Origin of the sequence: Flavobacterium anhuiense, from assembly GCF_900101855.1 — a bacterium.
In the GTDB taxonomy this organism is placed as follows: Bacteria; Bacteroidota; Bacteroidia; order Flavobacteriales; family Flavobacteriaceae; genus Flavobacterium; species Flavobacterium anhuiense.
In genome coordinates this window covers 788,581-808,422 of the sequence record NZ_FMVC01000001.1, presented here as the reverse complement: position 1 = coordinate 808,422, position 19,842 = coordinate 788,581, and the positions used below count along the sequence as shown (strand labels likewise).

The following is a 19,842-nucleotide window of genomic DNA, read 5'->3' as shown; positions in this document are numbered from 1 at the left end:
CACGAATTCACGAATTATTTCAAAAATTATCTGTAATGCAAAACAACAGAAAGAAAAATTACACAAATTAATTTTGATAAATTCGTGTAATTTTATTTGGTTGAATCTCAATAAAATAATTCGTGAATTCGTGGCTAATAATCGCTATTAAAATTACCTAAAAGTATATCGTAATCCCAAAAATCCTCGAATAGTTTGGTTTTGTCCATAAACATAAGTCGTGTCAAATGTCAAACCGTACGGATTATCAGGCGTAACTAGAACTTTTCCATTAGAATCATATTGCACATTTTTATCAAAAGGATCATTAGTTCTCGAAATCAAAAACGGATTATTTTGCTTCGGAGTAAAGTTCAGCAGATTTTTGATTCCGCCATAAACTTCAAAATCTTTCCATCCCGAATACGTAAACTGAATATTCTGAATGCTATACCAAGGAGAATTAGGACTTCTCGGATCGGTCTCGCTAAGCAGAGGCAATTTCATCGGACTATAAACATTTCCTGTGTAATCCATTGATAAATTCCAAGGCTGAATTTTATACGAAATGCTCCATGTTCCCGTAAAATTCTCAGTTAGATAAGGTCTTTCAGAAATTCCATTTTCGACGTTTTTATTATCCAAAACCGTTGCTCCGACAATAAATTTTAATCCCGACGGAAAATTAAGATCGATATTTGTACTGATTCCTTGACTTAAAGCGTAACCATCAATATTGTCGTAGATAATTTCGTTTGGGTTGGTCTCATAATCTGAAATGATCTTATTGCTGAATCTTGTATAGAAAGCTGTGGTTTCGATTCCCATAAAGGTCCCGTTTCCGAAATTAATTTTCTGAATATAATTCAAATTCACATTTAGAGATTGTTCTGGTTTCAAATCGTTTTTAATAATAACATCTCTTGAACCTGTTAACGCCGCGTGATCTTCGGTAAACAAATTCACAACTCTAAATCCAGTTCCGGCATTTAATCTAATAATCGTGTTTTCGTTTGCCTTAAACCTGTACGCAAATCGCGGTGTGAAAATAGATCCATGAATAGAATTGTAATCATAGCGCATTCCTAGCAAAACTTGGCTTTTTGGAGAAAATGTAATTTCGTCCTGAACAAAAATACCAGGAAGCCAAGTGTTTTCAGCCTCTTTTGTTGCAGGCGTATTATCGTCATAGTATGTGTATCGGTTTGCAATTCCCGCCAGCAAATCGTTACGTCCAATTTTTTTATCCCAAGTCAGCTGTAAAAATCCAATTTTCTGATTGGCAATATAAGATGTCGTACCATAACGGCTGTCTTGATAATGCACATTTCCAGAAAAAGAAAACATTAGTTTTTCTTCAAAAGGCAATTGATAACTTCCAATCAACTCAGCTCTTTTGGTATAAATGCTTTCACCATAAATTTCATCTCCGCCACGATATTTTTTCTCCCAACGAATATCTCCACCCCAACGATCTTCATACATTCCGCGTGCAGCGATCGTAAAAAGGCGATTATGGTTTCGTCGAAAACTCCATTTATTAAAAAGCGAAATTCGTTCAGAAAGCGTAACATCTGTAAAATTGTCGTGATCCTTATCAATAACTTGATCGTAATTGAAATAATTAATTCCGATAAGAGAAATTGCTTTTTTCCCAACATTGAACTTCATTCCCAAATCAAGATTACTTTCAAAATAAGAAGTCGTAAAATAATCGGCAGAAAAAACGGGTGCATTAGTCGGGTTTTTAGTAATGATATTGATTAAACCTCCAACCGCTTCACTTCCGTAAAGAGACGAAGCCGGACCTTTTACAATTTCGATTCGTTCTACCAGAGAATTCGGAATTCCAGACAAGCCATAAACAGTAGAAAGACTGCTCACAATCGGCATTCCGTCAATCATTACTAAAGTATACGGCCCTTCGAGACCATTTATGTGAATATCTCCCGTATTACAAACACCACAATTGAGCTGCGGACGAACTCCATTTATATTCTGAAGTGCATCATAAATACTTGGCGTTGGATTTTTCTTGAAGAAAACTGGCGAATAAACCTCAACCGGAACGGCGCTTTCTAATCGTTTTACAGGTTTTAAGGTTCCAGAAACTACCACTTCGTTCAATTCATTCTGATCTTCTTCTAATTCAAAATCAAGATTCAAATTTTCATTTTCTAAAACAGAAATTCTTTGAGTTACTGGTTTGAATCCCGTCGAGGTTACATTTATTTTATAGTTCCCTTTCGGAATATTTTCTAGTTTATAAAATCCTAGAGAATCGGTTTGGGTTTTAAAGTTTGTATTTAATAAACTAACATTAATTTCCTGACCTACAGGAATTGATGATTCCACTTTTCCTGAGATATTTTGGGAGTGTAGGCTTATAGCTGAAAGTATTAATATTGTCAAAAATAAATATTTCATTCTTTTAAAATTAAATTTAGACAAAACTAAAAATTAAATTTGACAAACAATTATTCTAAATCAAAATTTTTCAAACTGATTGAATTCTAGATGTTATATTTTTTTAAAACCATTTAAGTTTAAGTTTGTGCTAAATGAACTTATATAACTTAAATGGTTTAACCGCTCTTTCTATTAACTAAAAATCTTCGTCAATAAGTTCTTTATTAATTACCGCTCCAGCGAAAGAACCAGTAGAAACAGCAATCGCCACAGATCGCATTGGAGTTGTACAATCGCCACTTGCGAAAACGCCTGGAATATTTGTTTTCTGCATCGCATCTACTTTCAGCAATCCTTGTTCGTTACTATCACATCCCAAAGTTTCAGGAATTGAACAATGTTGTTCAAAGGGCGGTCTTGCGTAAATTGCTTTTACCTCAACTTTTTCTCCGTTCTTAAAAATGATATTTTTAATATATCCATCCTTATGATCAAAAGAATCTATTTCATCTTCTAGAATCAAAACACCATGATTTTTAAGCGTTTGTGTTTGTTCTAAAGTTAATTCCGATTTTCCGTTGGTGCATAATCTCAAGTCCTTTGTCCAATTGGAAATCAGTTTTGCATATTCATAGCCCATTTCACCATTGGCTATAATGGCCGTTTTTTCATTTTTAACTTCATAGCCATGACAATATGGACAATGCAAAACCGAAATCCCCCAGCAGGCAGCAAAACCTTCAATTTCTGGTAGCAAGTCTTTAACTCCGGTGGCAAACAAAACTTTCCTTGAAGTAAAAACAACTCCTGATTCCGTTTCAATTTCGAAACCACTTTCTGTTTTAAGTGCTTTTACCGCAAGTCCGTTATAAAATTGAACTGTTTTATAAATGTCTACTTGCAATTTGGCTTTCGCCGAAATAACCGCTGGCTTTTCGCCATCTTGTGTAATAAAATTATGCGAGTGCGGTGTTTGCCTGTTACAAGGCAGACCGCTGTCAATGACTAAAACCTGACGTAAAGAACGTCCTAAGCTCATTGCTGCAGACAATCCGCTGTAGCTGCCTCCAATGATAATCACTTCAAAATGCTTCTGTTCCATATTTCTATTTTTAATGATTTTGATTTCTATGTAATTTGTAGTTGATCAAATGCCCGATAATCATTCCGATTCCTCCGAAATAAATCAAATCGAGATGGATGTCTAATAAAAGTTCTGTCAAAACACTAATCCATATAAGCGCCATTGAAACAACTAAAATAGACGATACCAAAAGAGACGATTTTTTTATAATTTTGAGAATTGCAAATAAACCAATCGAGGCAAATAGTAAATCTATAAAAGGGTTGTGACTCAGTCCTAAAGGCAGAATCGTTAAAAGAGGAAAAATCAAACAATGAACCAGACAGATGGTTGCGCTAGAAATTCCTAAAATATCGTAAAAGGATGTGCTTATTTTCTTCATTTCGTGTACATTTGCTTAATGCAATTTTGTTGCAAATATATACAATTTTATCAATTGCAACATTGTTGCGTTTAATTTTTAACTTCATAAAAAATGAAAACCACACGTAATACCGCAGCAAAAATGGCTGTTTTAGAGGTGTTTGAGAAATCTAAAACGGCTCTTTCGCACACCGAAATTCACAAACAATTAAATGATTTGTGCGATCGCGTTACCATTTATAGAATTTTGGATCGTTTGATTAATGAAGATGTTATTCATAAAATTTCAAATCTAGATGGAACAGTAAAGTATGCCAAATGCAATCATTCGCATCAGCGCGTACACATTCATAATCATGCGCATTTTAGCTGTGAGAATTGTCATGAGATCACTTGTCTTGAAAATGTAAAACCGAGTTACATTATGCCGCACAATTACAAAGTCAACGAAATCAACTTTACATTGTCAGGATTATGCCCGAATTGTTTAAATTCTAACATTTAAGTTTTAGACTCGTCTAAAAATATTGTTTCGCGAATATAATTTTTCTCTATATTTGTGAAAACAATACTTTTACAATGACCAAATCTTTAGAAGAAGTCCACGAATCAGTTTCTACACAAAATAAAAAAAAGGGTTTTAGAAAAATTTTAGCCTTTCTAGGCCCAGCTTATTTGGTAAGCGTTGGCTACATGGATCCAGGAAACTGGGCAACCGATATTGCCGGCGGAAGTCAATTCGGATACACTTTAGTCTGGGTTTTATTGATGAGCAACTTAATGGCTTTGCTTTTGCAAAGTTTAAGCGCGCGCCTCGGAATCGTAACACAGCGCGATCTTGCGCAGGCCTCTCGAGAAACCTATTCCAAATACATCAACTACATTTTATATTTCTTAGCCGAAATTGCCATTGCAGCCTGCGATTTGGCAGAAGTTCTCGGAATGGCAATCGGAATTAATCTGCTTTTCGGAATTCCGTTACTCGAAGCTGTTCTAATTACCGTTTTAGATACCTTTTTACTGCTTTTCCTGATCAATAAAGGAATTCGTAAGATGGAAGCCTTCATTATTGCTTTAGTGGCGATAATTGGGTTCTCTTTTATTTTCGAAATGATTTTTGCAGAACCTGAAGTGCACAAAGTTTTAGCTGGGCTTATTCCTTCGATTCCAAACTCTGCAGCTTTATATATCGCAATCGGAATTATCGGAGCAACTGTAATGCCTCACAATTTGTATTTGCATTCGTCTTTAGTACAGACCAGAAAATTTGATAGAACGCCTGCTGGAATCAAACAAGCTTTAAAATACAATTTAATCGATTCGACGATTGCTTTAAATCTAGCTTTCTTCGTAAATGCCGCCATTTTAATTCTTGCCGCCGCTACTTTCCATAAAAATGGGATGTTTGAAGTTGCTGAAATTCAAGATGCGCACCAATTTCTAGAACCGCTTTTAGGAACGAAATGGGCACCGATCTTATTTGCTGTCGCCTTAATCGCTGCGGGCCAAAGTTCAACGGTAACAGGAACACTTGCCGGGCAGATTGTAATGGAAGGTTACCTTCATTTCAGAATTCAGCCTTGGGTTCGTAGAATTATAACCCGTTTGATTGCCATTATTCCCGCTGTAATCGTAATTTTAATTTATGGCGAAAGCGTAACGGGGAAATTGCTAATTCTAAGTCAGGTTATTTTGAGTTTACAATTAGGATTTGCCATTATTCCGCTGATTCACTTTGTGAGTGACAAATCTAAAATGAAAGGTTTTCATATTTCGAGAACCACTCAGGTCGTTTCTTGGATTATTGCCTCCATAATTGTTTCTCTAAATGCCAAATTGGTTTATGACGAAATCACTTCTTGGCTAGCCAGCTCAAATCATCCAATGGTGCTTTGGTTTACGGTTGTGCCGCTAGCTTTCGGATTCTTAGCTTTATTGTTATACATCGTTTTCAAACCATTTATTGCCAAATTCAAATCAAAAGCTATAAATCATTCGCCTCATAACCTAAAACTGAAGTTTTCGCCAAGAGAAAGCAAGAGCATAAAAAACATTGCTGTCTCTGTAGATTTTTCAAGTGCCGACGAAGCGGCGCTGAATAAAGCCTTCGAATTGGGTGGCATTGACACGGAATATACCCTCATTCACATCGTAGAAACGGTCGGTGCGTTAATGTATGGAGTGCATATACATGATTACGAAACTACGATCGATGAGAAATTATTGCTGAAATACAAAGACATGCTTTCAGAAAAAGGATTCAAGATCAAAACAGAACTTGGTTTTGGAAAACCAGACAAAATAATTCCGAAAATCATAAACGATGGACAATTCGACATTCTCGTTATGGGAACCCACGGCCACACTGGACTAAAAGATATACTTTTCGGTACAACAGTAGATAAATTGAGACATAAAATTTCGATACCTTTGTTGATTGTTAAATGAAGATGCAAAGTTTCAGAGTGACAAAGTAACAAAGTTTTTAGCTTTGTCCCTTTGCAACTTTGTCTCTTTGTTACTCAAAAAGAAAAAAAATGACTTTTTCAGAAGAAAACTACCTTAAATCAATCTATCATCTGACTGCTGCATTAGAAACAGAAGTCAGCACGAATGCAATTGCAGAAATTATGGAAACGAAAGCTTCCTCTGTAACCGATATGCTTAAAAAACTGGCAGAGAAAGATTTGGTGAATTATAAAAAATATCAAGGAGTTTCTTTGACTGAAAATGGAAAACTGGCTGCCAAAATGATTGTGAGAAAACATCGTTTATGGGAAGTATTCTTGGTTGAAAAATTGAATTTCAGCTGGGATGAAGTGCACGATATTGCAGAACAATTAGAACATATTAAATCGGAACAACTGATTAATCGTTTGGATGATTTTCTTGGAAATCCTACGGAAGATCCTCATGGCGACCCGATTCCCGATGCAAACGGACGAATTATTAAAATCGAAAAACAGCTTTTATCTGAACTAGAAGAAAATCAAATTGGGATTTGTGTTGGTGTAAAAGACACTTCATCGGAGTTTTTGAAATATCTCGATAAACAAGGAATTGCTTTGGGTTCTAAAATTGAATTCCTTTCTAAAGAATCTTTCGATTTGTCAGTTAAAATTAAAGTGAATGATAGAGAATTGTCTATTTCAAACAAAATTGCTTCTAATTTGTTTGTAAAGTTGGTTTAAGTCATTCTAAAAAGTAAAACTGAACAAATATGGATGATTTTGAAATCAATTCAGAAAAGGAAATAAAAAATCTTGAAGCACAATTAAAAAAACTCCCAAAAGAAAAGTGGAAAATTTGGAGATTAATTGTCGTTGGAATTATTACACCTTTTGTTGGCCCATATATTCCTCTAAGAAAGGGAATGCTAGCTGATAGAATGGGCTATCACAATTCTGTTTTACTGTTTGCTTTAATTTTTCTGTTTGCAGTCCCAGCAGGTTGTTATATGCATTTCCAAAAAATCAATAATGAAATATTTGATATTGAATGCCAAATTGAAAATTTAAAACGACAAAACAAACAAAAAATTGAGGGTTAAATTTTAGAATAAATTCTTAGAAACCAAAAACCATTTTTTTTTCTAAAAACGCATCAATGATTTTCTTTACTTCAAAGATTAACTAAAAAAATTATTTAAACAATCCCCTTTTCAATCATTTCCAACATAACTGGCGAAGCATTTTTAAAAGTCGGCGCTTGCTCGATAATACTTCCTGCGTTCTTTTTATTTACTTTGAAAGTAACATCATCATTTGTTGTAAACAAAAGTGCTGTGAGAAAAGGATTTTTGATGTGTGAACCTAAAATTAACAAAGCTTCATCTAAAGAATGAATACTCTCGATTTCTTCTGTTTTGTATCGAAAAGTCAACGAAATTGAGAATGTATTATCTTCGTTGAGAACCAATCTGAAATAGACGTTTTTAAGTTCTGTATCGCCCATGGTTTTGGCTAAAGTCAATTTAGCGAAAGTTCCAGATCGGATGCTTTCCTTAACTCGTTCACAAAAAAGGGCAAATATTGGTTCGTACATTTTTTTTTTAAGTTTCTAAGGTTCTGAGATGCTATCCCGATAGCTATCGGGACTAAGTTTTTACAATCTTTGTCTTTTAACCGCAAAGGTCGCGAAGATTTACGCAATCCCGATAGCTATCGGGAGCTAAGTTTTTTTATTTTCTTTGTGTGCTTTGCGTAATCCCTTGCGAACTTTGCGGTTAAGAAAAAACTATTTTCCTGTAAATTCAGCTTTACGTTTTTCTAAGAATGCTGTTGTTCCTTCTTTGAAATCTTGAGTTCCGAAACATTCTCCAAATGATTTTATTTCAGTATCAAAACCATTTTTGCCATCTTTAAAATTAGCATTGATCGCTTTTATCGCTTTTCCAATAGCAAATGGAGCATTTTTAATGATCTTCTGAGCAATTACATTCGTAAATGACAAAAGCTCTTCTTGAGGCACAACGTGATTTACTAAACCATAATCTTTTGCTTGTTCAGCAGTAATCATTGCGGCAGTCATAATCAATTCCATTGCACGGCCTTTTCCAATTAATTGTGGTAAACGTTGCGTTCCTCCGTAACCTGGAATCAATCCTAAAGTAACTTCTGGAAGTCCCATTTTTGCATTATCAGAAGCAATTCTAAAATGACAAGCCATTGCCAATTCTAGTCCGCCGCCAAGAGCAAAACCATTCACGGCAGCAATTACCGGTTTTTTTAGATTTTCAATAAAGTCAAATAAAGATTCCTGACCTTCAGCTGCTAATTGTGCGCCTTCGACGACAGTATAATTGGCGAATTCCGAAATATCTGCACCAGCTACAAAAGCTTTTTCTCCGCTTCCGGTTAAAACAACAACACGAACATCATCATTTTTAGCTAATGCTTGAATGGCATTACTCAGATCACTAATTGTTGCTTTATTTAAGGCATTCAATTTTGTAGGTCTGTTAATTGTAATTGTAGCAACTTTTTCTTGGATTGAAATTAAGATATTTTCGTAATTCATGACGCTATATTTTATGAGTTGGTGATAGGTAGAGAAACTGTAAACGTAGTTCCTTTTCCGTAAGTTGATTCAAAGGTAATTGTTCCTTTGTAATTTTCGATAATGTTTTTGATAATTCCGAGTCCCAGTCCCATACCACTGGTTTTGGTTGTGAATTTGGGTTCGAAAATTCTTCCTATATCTTGTTTCTGGATTCCAATTCCGTTGTCTTTTACTGCGATTTCAACATTGTTCTCTCTTCTCTTTACAGATACGACAATTGATTTCTGAAACTGACTTTCTGGAAAGGCCTGTGTTGCATTTTTAACCAAATTGGTAATGACACGAATCAACTGTGTACGATCCATTTTAGAAATGATTTCTTCTTCTTCTTTTTCAAAAGAAATATAATCTTCGTTAAAAATATCTAAAGCCAATTCGACAACCTCAACCACATTCAAAGTTTCATTTTGCTGAGCAGGCATCGAAGCAAAGTTAGAAAATGCCGAAGCCACAGCTGTCATAGTATCTATCTGCTGAATTAAAGTTTCGGAGTAATCATTCATTTTTTGTTTTACGTCAGGCGCGGAAGGATCAAATTTTCGCTGGAAACTCTGAACGGTCAAACGCATCGGCGTAAGCGGATTTTTGATTTCGTGTGCCACTTGTTTTGCCATTTCGCGCCAAGCTTCTTCACGTTCGCTTTGCGCCAGTTTGATGGCACTTTTCTCTAGTTTATCCACCATTCCGTTATAAGCTTTGATCAAGAAATTAACTTCTTTACTGTTGGCTTCCAGAACAATTTTTTCGTTTTTCTGATCTAGATTGGTTTCTTCCAAACGATCGGAAATCGTTTTTAATGATTTTGTGATATACGTTGAAAGAAAATAAGCCAAAGCAAAAGCCACAATCAGCATAAAAGAATACACCTGACTCAAACGAATCAAGAAAGTATTCAATTCGTTATCATAATAACCGTCGTCTTCCAAATACGGAAGATTTAAAATTCCGAGCGGTTTGAATTTTTCGTCTTTAATTAAACTGTACGAAGACCTGTTTTTAACTCCGTCAATCGTTTTGATATCTACAAATCGCTTTTCAATCGAAGAGCGAACTAATTTCAAAATATATTCCGGAATTGGTGGTGGCGCTTTATCAACAGCGAAAGATTCCTTCGAAGATTTTAGTAATTTTCCGTCAAGACTATAAATATTGATTTCAATTTTGTGAATCTGAGCCAGTTCATGGATTTTATCTTTAAAGATTAAATCTAAATTCTGGGTTTTGAGCGGATAAGTAGTAGTTGCAAGCACATAATTGATGTGCTCTTTTACCGCATTTTCTTTTCGTTCTAAACGTTCCTGATGGTATTCTTTGGCTTCAGTCTTAAATTGAATAATCGAAATCGAAGCCAATAAAAAAGATGCTACAACAATCAATACAATCATCGACAGGAATATCCTGGTACGAAGCGAAAGCATTGACATTTTGAAGTTTAGCATTTTTTTAGTATTCAGTCTTAGTCTCAGTCTCAGTCTCAGCAAAACTGAAAACTGTCACTGAGACTGAAAACTATTTCTTTTCTCTAATTCTTTTATAAAACCTGAACCCCAGCATAATTAAAACCGAGAATAAAATAATTCCGATTACGCCGAAAATCCAGTTGATGGCACTTTTTAAAACTACTAAAAACACAACTGCAAATAGAATAATCGTAGCGCCTTCATTCCACAAACGCATAAAATTATTGGAATATTTTACCTCATCTCTTTGTAATTGTTTAAAAATCTGATGACATTTTCCGTGATATAAATATAAAAGGAAAACGAAACATAATTTTACGTGCATCCAAGATTGTATAAGCCAAACGTGTCCTGCATTTGTAAAAAACAGCATCCAAAAAGCAAAGATACTCGCCAAAACTGCCGACGGCCATGTAATAATGTACCACAAACGATAGGCCATAATTTTGTATTGCGCCTGCAGAATCTCTTTTTCAGGAGATGGTTTTTCACTAGCTTCAATTTGGTACACAAACAAACGCACAATATAAAACAAACCCGCAAACCAGGTTATTACAAAAATAAGATGCAGTGATTTTAAGTAATTGTAGTATTCCATTTATTTTTTAAATGTAGATTTTTTAAAAAGATCAATCATTTCTTTACCATCATCTTCATCTTCATAAACAATCGAATTGACAAAGATCTTATCATTAAAACCTCGAGAAAAAATCACTAGCGTTACTATTTTTTTTCCTTCCTCAGTGATCTCTATTTTAGCTTTTCTAAATGGTAAGCCTGAAATATTTTCAGTACTTACTGAGTAATCTCCCATTTTGCCTTTTGGATAAATTTTACCAATATCCTTTAAAAGAAGAAAATCTTTTAATTTCATATTCAGATCAAGTGATCGAACATCATTTCCAAAAAAATCATTATAATTTACAGAAAAATAATTGGCTTCATCTTTCTTAAAAACCACAATTGAATGTTTCTTTTTCGCTAAGGCCGTATCTCCTTTAATATTTGCTTTCTCCTTTAAATTTACTTTTTCATAATCATTGGGAACAGAAATCTGCCAATTGAATGTTTTATCGTAAAAATCTACGACAGAGTTGCTTTTTTTACAACTTGCAAACGTTATCAAAACAAAAAATATAACGAAAATACTTTTTAATTTATTCATTTAATATTTATTTAGCCCAATCATTAATCCAGTTAGCAACCGTCTGGCACCATTCCTCGTCATCATTTAAACATGGAATTGCTAAGAATTCTTCTCCTCCATTTGCTTCAAAATCTTCTTTGGCACGCATGGCGATTTCCTCTAAAGTTTCTAAACAATCTGAAACGAAAGCTGGTGTTACAACTGCTAATTTCTTGATTCCTTTTGCTGGCATGTTATCGATTTCAACATCTGTGTAAGGTTCTAACCATTTATCGCCAGCTAAACGAGATTGGAAAGTTAAACTGTATTTATCTTCTGGAAGACCTAATAACTTAACGACTTGTCTTGTAGTTTCATAACATTGGTGACGATAACAGAATTCATGTGCCGGCGATGGAGTGTTACAGCATGAACCGTCAATTTTACAATGAGATTTTGTCACATCGGTTTTACGAATGTGGCGCTCTGGGATTCCGTGATATGAAAACAATAAATGATCGTATTCAAATCCAACTAAATGTTTCTGAATAGAATCTGCTAAGTTTTTGATGTAGTCTGGTTTGTTGTAAAATGCCGGAACATCAGTGAATTTCATATGAGAGAATTTCTTCTTGCGAATTTCTTCTGCTTTAACCAAAATAGTCAAAGTTGAAGCCATTGCATATTGCGGATATAATGGAAAAAGCAGTACATCTGTCACTCCTTTATCACTCAATTCTTGAAGTCCTTTTTCGATTGTCATACTTCCGTAACGCATTGCAAGCGACACCGGGACATTTACTAAAGGCTGTACTTTTTGCTGCATTCTTTCTGAAAGAACCACCAATGGAGATCCTTCTTCCCACCAGATTTTTGAATAAGCATGCGCCGATTCTTCTGGCCTTTTTCTTAAAATAATCCCGCGAACTAATAATGCTCTTAATAAATACGGAACATCAATCACATATTTATCCATTAAAAATTCATCTAAGTACGGTTTTACATCTTTTGGAGTTGGACTGTCTGGAGATCCTAAGTTTACTAATAATACGCCTTTCATTATGTTTTTTTGCTTTTAAGCTTTTATTTGTTTTTAAAATTTCAGCAAAAGTAAACGCTGTACTTTATTCGAAATATGATATTTATTACTTTTTAATTATTGTAGAATATCTAAAATCAATTTCTCTCGCAGATTCGGGAGATATATCAGATTTTAATTTGTGCTAATTCGTGAAATTCGTGTTTAAACATTCGCATTAATCGACATCAAATATTTTTTTGGTGTTGTTCCGAATTTCTTTTTAAATGCGGCAATAAAGTGGCTTCCAGTGCTGTAACCAATTTTCAATCCAACTTCATTTACGTTATAAGAACCGCTATCTAAAAGTTTTCTAGCGAAATCCATTTTGTAATCAAAAAGAAAACCATAAACCGTATCGCCGTAAATTTGTTTGAAACCCATTTTTAGTTTTTTCAAATTCAGACCAATTTCGTCAGCCAATTCTTGTAACCCTGGTGGCTCTGCCATATTAGCAATTACGATTTCTTTGGCTTTTCGGATTTTCAGAACGTTTTCTTCATCAATCAAAAACGGACATTGTTCTGCATTTGGATCTTCAGTTCTGTTGAAATACAAACTCAGCAACTCGTATCCTTTTCCTTTATAATAAAGGTTTTTTATGGACGGATGAAGATTGTAATGAAACAGCTGACTCAAAACTATCGCCATCGACGGACTGATATTTCCTTCGTTATAATATTTTTTATCCTTATTATCTGGACTTAAAAACGTAATATAATCGGCTTCGGCAGAAAATAAGGCATGAAATTTCTTGATGGAAACAATTACCGAAATCACCCAAGAATTTGGAGCCAATTCTAAATTCAGCGGTAATTCTTTCTGAGGATTGTACAAAAGAAGTGATTTTTCTTCTTTTAGTTCCAAAGCATAATTGCCTTGATTGAATAAGAATTTAGCATTTCCTTTTATTCCGAAGTGAAACTGAATGAGTCCCGTACCTATTTCATGTTGCGCATAAAAAGGCTCTGAACTATCGTTCTGAAACCTAATTAGCGTAAAGTCATCTTCAATTTTTATTTCTTCCTCCATTTTGATTACTTATTCATGATTTTACTGAAACGATAATTTGCGTTTCCAAAATTAAATCTTTTTGATGGGTTTATCGTTTACTTGCTTCCAAATTTATAATTTCTTTATTCTTTCAAAGTCTTTTCCTTCATTTTGTGTTCAATTTTCTTCACAGGCTCCCAACATCGAAATTTGGTTTTTAAAATGGTAATTTACTGATTTTCAACTTACTTCTTATTAAAACTAAACATAAATTATTTCTTACAGTATTTATAACTGTTCTAAATTGAAGATTTGTTACTGTTTGATAAAACCAATTATAAAAACCTCCCGTAAATGATTCTTAAAAAACTAAATCAACAAATAAATAAGAGCTTTTATGAAAATTAATAAAATAGTAAAAAAGGGACTTTGGGCAGTTGCAATAACAGGCGTGTTGTTTTTTGCCATTTTAATCTTCCACATTATTACAGCAAAACCAGCCGTTTACGAAAGTCCAAATCTTCAGGTAAGCAGAATTGATTTTAAAGAAAACATAGATCCTGCCTACGCGAAAAAGATTTGCGCAGATTTAAGATCCATAAAAGGATTAACCTCTGACTCGATTATCGTAAAAAGAAATGTAGTGGTATACTTTCACAACAATAAAATTACTAATTCAAAAAAAGTATATGACGAATTAATGAGCAAAGGAAATTACGATGCCCAACGTTACATTTTGCCTGCTGGCTTAGCAAACAAGGAAATTTGTCCCGTAGATCAAAATAGCTACAGCTACAAATTGTCAAAAAAAATTAATCAATTTTTTAATTAACCTTTAAATATTTATTATGAGAAATTTTTCTAAAATTACACTTGGCGCATTAATTATTGCATTGGCCTCATTAACTTCCTGCAGCAACGACGATGATAAAACTCCCGCAGAAAAACCAACTATCTATGAGAGATTAGGAGGTTCTGTTATGGTTTCTGATCCAGATAATTCAGGGCAGATGATCGAAAAGGGGCGTTTAAGCTTTCGTAAAGTTGTAAATTCTACCATAGGATTAATTGTAGCAGATATCCAGTCTAATGCTTCAGGTAATTTACAGGCTCATTTTGCTCCTCTTCTGGCAGAAACAGGAAGCACACAAGCTACCAATATTGCTAAGTTATCGGATAATCTTACTGATTTCTTCTCTTTTAATACAGGAGGAAAAAATACTGTAAATACTTATTCAGGTTTAAGCATGTCGGCTGCACACGATCCTGCAAGAAACCCTAGAATGGGAACTAAATCTAGCAATGCAGATTATACAAAGTTTGTAGGCTATGTTGGTGCTGCGGCAAATGCAAACGGAGTTGCTTCTAATACAGAACTTTATACAGACATCGTAGCTGTTTTGGAGTCATTAAGAACTCCAATTGTTCAAAAATAATTTCCTTCCCAAAAAGCGCTATGTTAAATTTAATATAGCGCTTTTTATTCAATCCTATTTTACTACGAAAATAACGCCATTCAGATCGTCAAGAATTTGAAAAAATTCGTGCATCAGTTTTTGAACCCTTAGCGATATTTTTTTTCAAGCAAATTTTATCCATTTGCCTACATTTATTTAGAATGACTCTAAACAAAACATTTCAAACGACTTGATTTTGCTATAAAAGTGCTGATTTCTAAATAAAAAGACAAGTTTAGAATCAAAAAAACATACAGCGACATAAAAAGTACTTTTAGCGTTATTTTTATCGATGGTATAGTAATAATTTTGTTGCACTTTTATGAAAGTGAATTTATGGAAAACAATAACGTACCGAAACACCTTTATTTTTACTCAGTTGGTCTGAGTTATAAAAAAGCTGATGCTGAGGTTAGAGGTCAATTTAGTTTGGATTCCGTTGCAAAGACGCGATTGCTGGAACAAGCTAAAAACGAAGGAATAGAAAGTTTAATAGTTACTTCAACTTGCAACAGAACCGAAATCTACGGTTTTGCTGAACATCCATTTCAATTAATAAAACTTATCTGCGACAACAGCAATGGTTCTGTTGATGCTTTTCAAAAAGTAGGTTTCGTTTATAAAAATCAAGAAGCGATTAATCATATCTTTCGTGTTGGAACTGGTTTAGACAGCCAGATTTTAGGCGATTTTGAAATTATATCACAAATAAAAACCAGTTTTACGCATTCAAAATCAATGGGATTGGCTAATGCTTTTATGGAAAGGCTGGTTAATGCAGTTATTCAGGCGAGTAAAAGAATTAAAACCGAAACAGAAATTAGCTCTGGCGCTACTTCCGTATCTTTTGCTTCTGTACAATATATTTTAAAGAATGTTGAAGATATCAGCAATAAAAACATTTTACTTTTCGGAACTGGAAAAATTGGAAGAAATACTTGCGAGAATTTAGTAAAACATACTAAAAATGAGCACATCACTTTAATTAACAGAACGAAAGATAAAGCAGAGAAATTAGCAGGAAAATTAAATTTGATTGTTAAAGATTACTCTGAGTTACATTTAGAACTTCAAAAAGCCGATGTTGTCGTTGTTGCAACAGGCGCTCAAAATCCAACGGTTGACAAAGCCATTCTGAATCTTAAAAAACCTTTATTGATTTTGGATTTGTCTATTCCAAAAAACGTGAATGAAAACGTAGAAGAATTAGAAGGCGTTACTTTGATCCATATGGATTATTTGTCTCAATTGACAGATGAAACTCTAGAAAACAGAAAATTACACATTCCGGCGGCTGAAGCGATCATCGAAGAAATCAAAGAAGAATTTGTTACTTGGATGAAAGGAAGAAAATTTGCTCCAACAATTAATGCATTAAAAGAAAAATTAAATGCGATTAAAGTTTCTGAATTGGATTTTCAAAGCAAAAAAATCGCAGATTTTAATGAGGCGCAAGCCGAAATCATCAGTAATAGAATCATTCAGAAAATCACTACTCATTTTGCAAATCATTTAAAAGACGACGACACCATGGTCGATGAAAGCATCGAATGGATCGAAAAAGTCTTCAAAATAAAAGCATCTTAAAACAAAATTTTAAACCTTATAAGCTAATATAAGCTCATTTAATTGCAACTCTTAATTGTTGTCTTTAAGTTCAAACTGCTTAAATTGTCTTATATAACTTATATGGTTCAAAAAACAAAACATGGCAGAAAAAACAATCAGAATAGGAACGCGTGACAGCGAATTAGCACTTTGGCAAGCGCACACTGTAGAAAAAAAACTAAACGATTTAGGTTATAAAACCTCAATTGTTGCGGTAAAATCTCAGGGAGATATTATTCTTGATAAGCCACTTTACGAATTAGGAATCACTGGAATTTTCACTAAAACCTTAGACATTGCCATGATCAATGGCGATATTGACATTGCAGTGCATTCTATGAAAGATGTCCCGACGGCTTTGCCTAAAGGAATTGTTCAGGGAGCAGTTTTGCCAAGAGCCAATGTCTTAGATATTTTAGTTCATAAAGGAAATCCTGATTTTGCAAATCCAAGTACTATTGCGACTGGAAGTTTACGTCGTCAGGCACAATGGTTCAATAAGTATCCAAATCATACAGTAGTTGATTTACGCGGGAACGTGAATACGCGCATGCAAAAACTACAAGATAATAATTGGGATGGAGCTGTCTTTGCCGCTGCAGGTTTGGAGCGCATCAACTTAAAACCTGAAAATTACATCAATCTAGATTGGATGATTCCGGCGCCAGCTCAAGGCGCAATGCTAGTTGTGGCAATGGAAAATGACAATTATACATTGGATGCGCTATCGCAATTAAATGACATAGAAACTGAAATCTGTACTCATATCGAACGTCAGTTTTTAAGAACACTTGAAGGCGGGTGTACTGCGCCAATTGGGGCGTTAGTAAAATATAATGAAGATGAAGATACACTACATTTTCAAGGTGTTTTACTTTCTATTGATGGAAAACAGAAAATTGAAATCGACAAAACGGTAGATATTTCAGAATGGAAAAAACTAGGTTTCAATTCAGCTCAGGAGATTTTGAATAATGGAGGAACGGAATTAATGCAACAAATCAAAGAATCTCTAAAGAAATAATGGCAAATACAATTCAGATACTATCTACTAAAATATTATCTCCTCTTTATAAACAAGAGCTCATGAAATATGGCGTCGAGTTAGTCGAAGCCGATTTCATCAAAACCGAAAACAAACCTTTCGAATTAAAAGACCTCAACGAGAGCCTTATTTTTACAAGCCAAAACGCCGTTCACAGCGTTTTATCAAATCCAAAATCTGAAGAATTAAAAAAGAAAAATGTTTACTGCGTTGGACTAAAAACCAAAAGTCTTTTAGAAGAAAACGGCTTTAATGTTATTGCCTACACAGGTTATGCTTCCGATTTAGCAGAAATTATCACTTTGATTTACGGAAATGAGAGTTATACCTTTTTCAGTGGCAATTTAAGAAGAGACACTTTGCCAGAAGCTTTAAAAGAAAACGGAATTAAATTCAATGAAATTCAGGTTTACGAAACAACGCTTCAACCTCAGAAAATAAAAGCAAATCCTGAAGCGATTTTGTTTTTTAGTCCGTCTGGAGTTAAAAGTTATCTGAAACACAATACAATAAATAAGCAAATCTGTTTCTGCATCGGTGATACGACTGCAGAAGCTTTATCAAAAATCACTAAAAATATTATCATCGCAGATCAGCCAACAATCGAGGACGTGATCGAAGATGTAATTCACGAATACAAATAAAAACTTTGCAACTTTGTCACTTTGCGACTTTGCACCTAAAATAAAAAACATGTTAAAAAACGACCTATTTTTAAGAGCATTAAAAGGAGAAACAGTTCAACGCCCACCAGTATGGATGATGCGTCAAGCAGGAAGATATCTGCCAGAATTTAGAGAACTTCGTGATAAATATGACTTTTTTACACGTTGCGAAACTCCTGAATTAGCTGCTGAAATTACAGTGCAGCCAATTCGTCGAATTGCTCCAGATGCTGCTATTTTATTTTCGGATATTTTGGTAGTGCCACGCGCAATGGGAATTCATGTTGAATTGAAAGATAATTTGGGTCCGATTATTCCAAATCCAATTCGTACAATGGAACAAGTAAATCAGGTTTTTGTTCCAGATGTAAATGAAACTTTAGGATATGTTTTTGACGCTGTAAAATTGACTAAAGAAATGCTGAACGACGAAGTGCCATTAATTGGTTTCGCAGGTTCGCCTTGGACTATTTTCTGCTATGCTGTTGAAGGAAAAGGTTCTAAAAGTTTTGATGCTGCAAAAGGATTCTGTTTTTCAAACCCAGTTGCTGCGCATACTTTATTACAAAAAATTACCGATACAACTATTTTATACTTAAAAGAAAAAGTAAAATCGGGTGTAAATGCCGTTCAGATTTTTGATTCTTGGGGAGGAATGCTTTCTCCTGTTGATTATCAGGAATTTTCATGGAAATATATCAACCAGATTGTTGATGCTTTAGCAGATATTACTCCGGTAATCGTTTTCGGAAAAGGTTGTTGGTTCGCTCTTGCCGAAATGGGTAAAAGTAAAGCTTCTGCATTAGGAGTTGACTGGACTTGTACGGCAAGAAATGCTCGTTATTTGTCTGGCGGAAACATTACTTTGCAAGGAAACTTCGATCCATCAAGATTACTTTCTCCAATTCCGACTATCAAAAAAATGGTTCATGAAATGATCGACGAGTTCGGAAAAGATAAATACATTGTAAATTTAGGTCACGGAATTTTACCAAATATCCCTGTAGATCACGCAAAAGCGTTTATTGACGCGGTTAAGGAATACGGAAATTAATTTAGTTGATGGTTTTTGGTTGATGGTTGATGGAACGTTCCAAACTATCAACCAAAAACCAACAACCAACAACTTAAAACCATGCTCAACAAAGGTTTAAGAGATGAAGAGAAAATCAGAATTGATAACGTTCTTAAAACGTTACGAACTCTTGTTTATGTTCCTTATCCTTTAAACAATTTGGAAAAAGCTAACATTGAAGATCAGTTAAAAGAAATTGGGCTAAACCTCGAAACTTTATCCAGTCAAACAAATGAAGATCTGATTACATTATTAATACGTCTTCATTTTGATTGGGAACATTTAGAGCAATTCGGGGATATTTTAATAGAATTCTCTAAAAAAGAAAATTATAATTTCACTGACAAAGCTTTAGCTATTTATCAATATATTCAGGCAGAAAGCAAAGTTTTTTCGTTTGGAATTAATGCTAAAATCGCTTCTTTAAAAAACAAATAGC

At 34.2% G+C, this 19,842-nt stretch carries 21 protein-coding genes; 11 read left to right on the top strand and 10 right to left on the bottom strand.

What is annotated here, in order from left to right:
• Window positions 1-153: 153 nt before the first annotated feature.
• The 3 genes from BLP44_RS03460 to BLP44_RS03450 all read right to left on the bottom strand — a co-directional run bounded on the left by BLP44_RS03460 (window position 154) and on the right by BLP44_RS03450 (window position 3,854).
• A complete protein-coding gene (locus BLP44_RS03460; RefSeq protein WP_091129353.1) occupies window positions 154-2,406 on the bottom strand; it encodes a TonB-dependent receptor in 2,253 nt (750 codons plus the stop codon).
• A gap of 178 nt (window positions 2,407-2,584) precedes the next feature.
• Window positions 2,585-3,490, bottom strand: a complete 906-nt coding sequence (locus tag BLP44_RS03455; protein ID WP_091129349.1) for an NAD(P)/FAD-dependent oxidoreductase — start codon at window positions 3,488-3,490, stop codon at window positions 2,585-2,587.
• A 10-nt stretch (window positions 3,491-3,500) separates the two neighbouring features.
• The gene (locus tag BLP44_RS03450) at window positions 3,501-3,854 is read right to left on the bottom strand and encodes a MerC domain-containing protein (RefSeq protein WP_008465648.1); all 354 of its coding nucleotides are present in this window, start codon (window positions 3,852-3,854) and stop codon (window positions 3,501-3,503) included.
• Between the two features lie 93 nt (window positions 3,855-3,947).
• Between BLP44_RS03450 and BLP44_RS03445 the strand changes: the two genes are divergently transcribed.
• From BLP44_RS03445 to BLP44_RS03430, 4 genes are all read left to right on the top strand, one after another.
• Complete coding sequence (locus tag BLP44_RS03445) at window positions 3,948-4,340, top strand: Fur family transcriptional regulator (RefSeq protein ID WP_091129346.1); 393 nt, start codon at window positions 3,948-3,950, stop codon at window positions 4,338-4,340.
• 74 nt (window positions 4,341-4,414) lie between these two features.
• Window positions 4,415-6,283, top strand: a complete 1,869-nt coding sequence (locus BLP44_RS03440) for an Nramp family divalent metal transporter (protein WP_066033244.1) — start codon at window positions 4,415-4,417, stop codon at window positions 6,281-6,283.
• Between the two features lie 89 nt (window positions 6,284-6,372).
• Window positions 6,373-7,026, top strand: a complete 654-nt coding sequence (locus BLP44_RS03435) for a metal-dependent transcriptional regulator (RefSeq protein WP_091129343.1) — start codon at window positions 6,373-6,375, stop codon at window positions 7,024-7,026.
• A 29-nt stretch (window positions 7,027-7,055) separates the two neighbouring features.
• Window positions 7,056-7,385, top strand: coding sequence for a hypothetical protein (locus BLP44_RS03430; protein ID WP_091129339.1), 330 nt, complete (start codon window positions 7,056-7,058; stop codon window positions 7,383-7,385).
• 95 nt (window positions 7,386-7,480) lie between these two features.
• Here the strand turns inward: BLP44_RS03430 and BLP44_RS03425 are convergent, their stop codons facing one another.
• From BLP44_RS03425 to BLP44_RS03395, 7 genes are all read right to left on the bottom strand, one after another.
• Window positions 7,481-7,879 carry a hypothetical protein gene (locus BLP44_RS03425; RefSeq protein WP_091129336.1) on the bottom strand — a complete coding sequence of 133 codons (399 nt, stop codon included), beginning with the start codon at window positions 7,877-7,879 and terminating at the stop codon, window positions 7,481-7,483.
• A 192-nt stretch (window positions 7,880-8,071) separates the two neighbouring features.
• Window positions 8,072-8,854, bottom strand: coding sequence for an enoyl-CoA hydratase/isomerase family protein (locus BLP44_RS03420; protein ID WP_091129332.1), 783 nt, complete (start codon window positions 8,852-8,854; stop codon window positions 8,072-8,074).
• 11 nt (window positions 8,855-8,865) lie between these two features.
• Window positions 8,866-10,281 (bottom strand): sensor histidine kinase, encoded by a 1,416-nt coding sequence (locus tag BLP44_RS03415; protein ID WP_091129329.1) that lies wholly within the window; start codon window positions 10,279-10,281, stop codon window positions 8,866-8,868.
• A gap of 124 nt (window positions 10,282-10,405) precedes the next feature.
• Window positions 10,406-10,954, bottom strand: a complete 549-nt coding sequence (locus tag BLP44_RS03410; RefSeq protein WP_008465657.1) for a CopD family protein — start codon at window positions 10,952-10,954, stop codon at window positions 10,406-10,408.
• Window positions 10,955-11,521: a hypothetical protein gene (locus BLP44_RS03405; protein WP_066033240.1), complete on the bottom strand. Its 567-nt coding sequence runs from the start codon at window positions 11,519-11,521 to the stop codon at window positions 10,955-10,957. It lies immediately after the preceding gene.
• Between the two features lie 7 nt (window positions 11,522-11,528).
• Window positions 11,529-12,542, bottom strand: coding sequence for a ferrochelatase (gene hemH / locus BLP44_RS03400; RefSeq protein ID WP_091129326.1), 1,014 nt, complete (start codon window positions 12,540-12,542; stop codon window positions 11,529-11,531).
• A gap of 183 nt (window positions 12,543-12,725) precedes the next feature.
• The gene (locus BLP44_RS03395; RefSeq protein WP_008465659.1) at window positions 12,726-13,592 is read right to left on the bottom strand and encodes an AraC family transcriptional regulator; all 867 of its coding nucleotides are present in this window, start codon (window positions 13,590-13,592) and stop codon (window positions 12,726-12,728) included.
• Window positions 13,593-13,950: 358 nt separating this feature from the next.
• Here BLP44_RS03395 and BLP44_RS03390 point away from each other — a divergent pair, with 358 nt between their 5' ends.
• The 7 genes from BLP44_RS03390 (at window position 13,951) to BLP44_RS03360 (ending at window position 19,841) form a co-directional block, all read left to right on the top strand.
• Window positions 13,951-14,385, top strand: coding sequence for a hypothetical protein (locus BLP44_RS03390; RefSeq protein ID WP_091129323.1), 435 nt, complete (start codon window positions 13,951-13,953; stop codon window positions 14,383-14,385).
• Window positions 14,386-14,401: 16 nt separating this feature from the next.
• Complete coding sequence (locus tag BLP44_RS03385) at window positions 14,402-14,989, top strand: globin family protein (RefSeq protein ID WP_066033237.1); 588 nt, start codon at window positions 14,402-14,404, stop codon at window positions 14,987-14,989.
• A 357-nt stretch (window positions 14,990-15,346) separates the two neighbouring features.
• On the top strand, window positions 15,347-16,597 hold the full coding sequence (gene hemA, locus BLP44_RS03380; RefSeq protein ID WP_091129320.1) for a glutamyl-tRNA reductase: 1,251 nt from the start codon (window positions 15,347-15,349) through the stop codon (window positions 16,595-16,597).
• 121 nt (window positions 16,598-16,718) lie between these two features.
• On the top strand, window positions 16,719-17,642 hold the full coding sequence (gene hemC, locus BLP44_RS03375; protein WP_091129316.1) for a hydroxymethylbilane synthase: 924 nt from the start codon (window positions 16,719-16,721) through the stop codon (window positions 17,640-17,642).
• On the top strand, window positions 17,642-18,307 hold the full coding sequence (locus tag BLP44_RS03370; protein WP_091129312.1) for a uroporphyrinogen-III synthase: 666 nt from the start codon (window positions 17,642-17,644) through the stop codon (window positions 18,305-18,307). The genes hemC and BLP44_RS03370 overlap by 1 nt, the downstream gene beginning before the upstream one ends.
• A 49-nt stretch (window positions 18,308-18,356) precedes the next feature.
• Window positions 18,357-19,382, top strand: a complete 1,026-nt coding sequence (hemE, locus tag BLP44_RS03365) for a uroporphyrinogen decarboxylase (RefSeq protein ID WP_091129308.1) — start codon at window positions 18,357-18,359, stop codon at window positions 19,380-19,382.
• Between the two features lie 81 nt (window positions 19,383-19,463).
• Window positions 19,464-19,841: a hypothetical protein gene (locus BLP44_RS03360; RefSeq protein WP_066033233.1), complete on the top strand. Its 378-nt coding sequence runs from the start codon at window positions 19,464-19,466 to the stop codon at window positions 19,839-19,841.
• Window position 19,842: the final 1 nt, after the last annotated feature.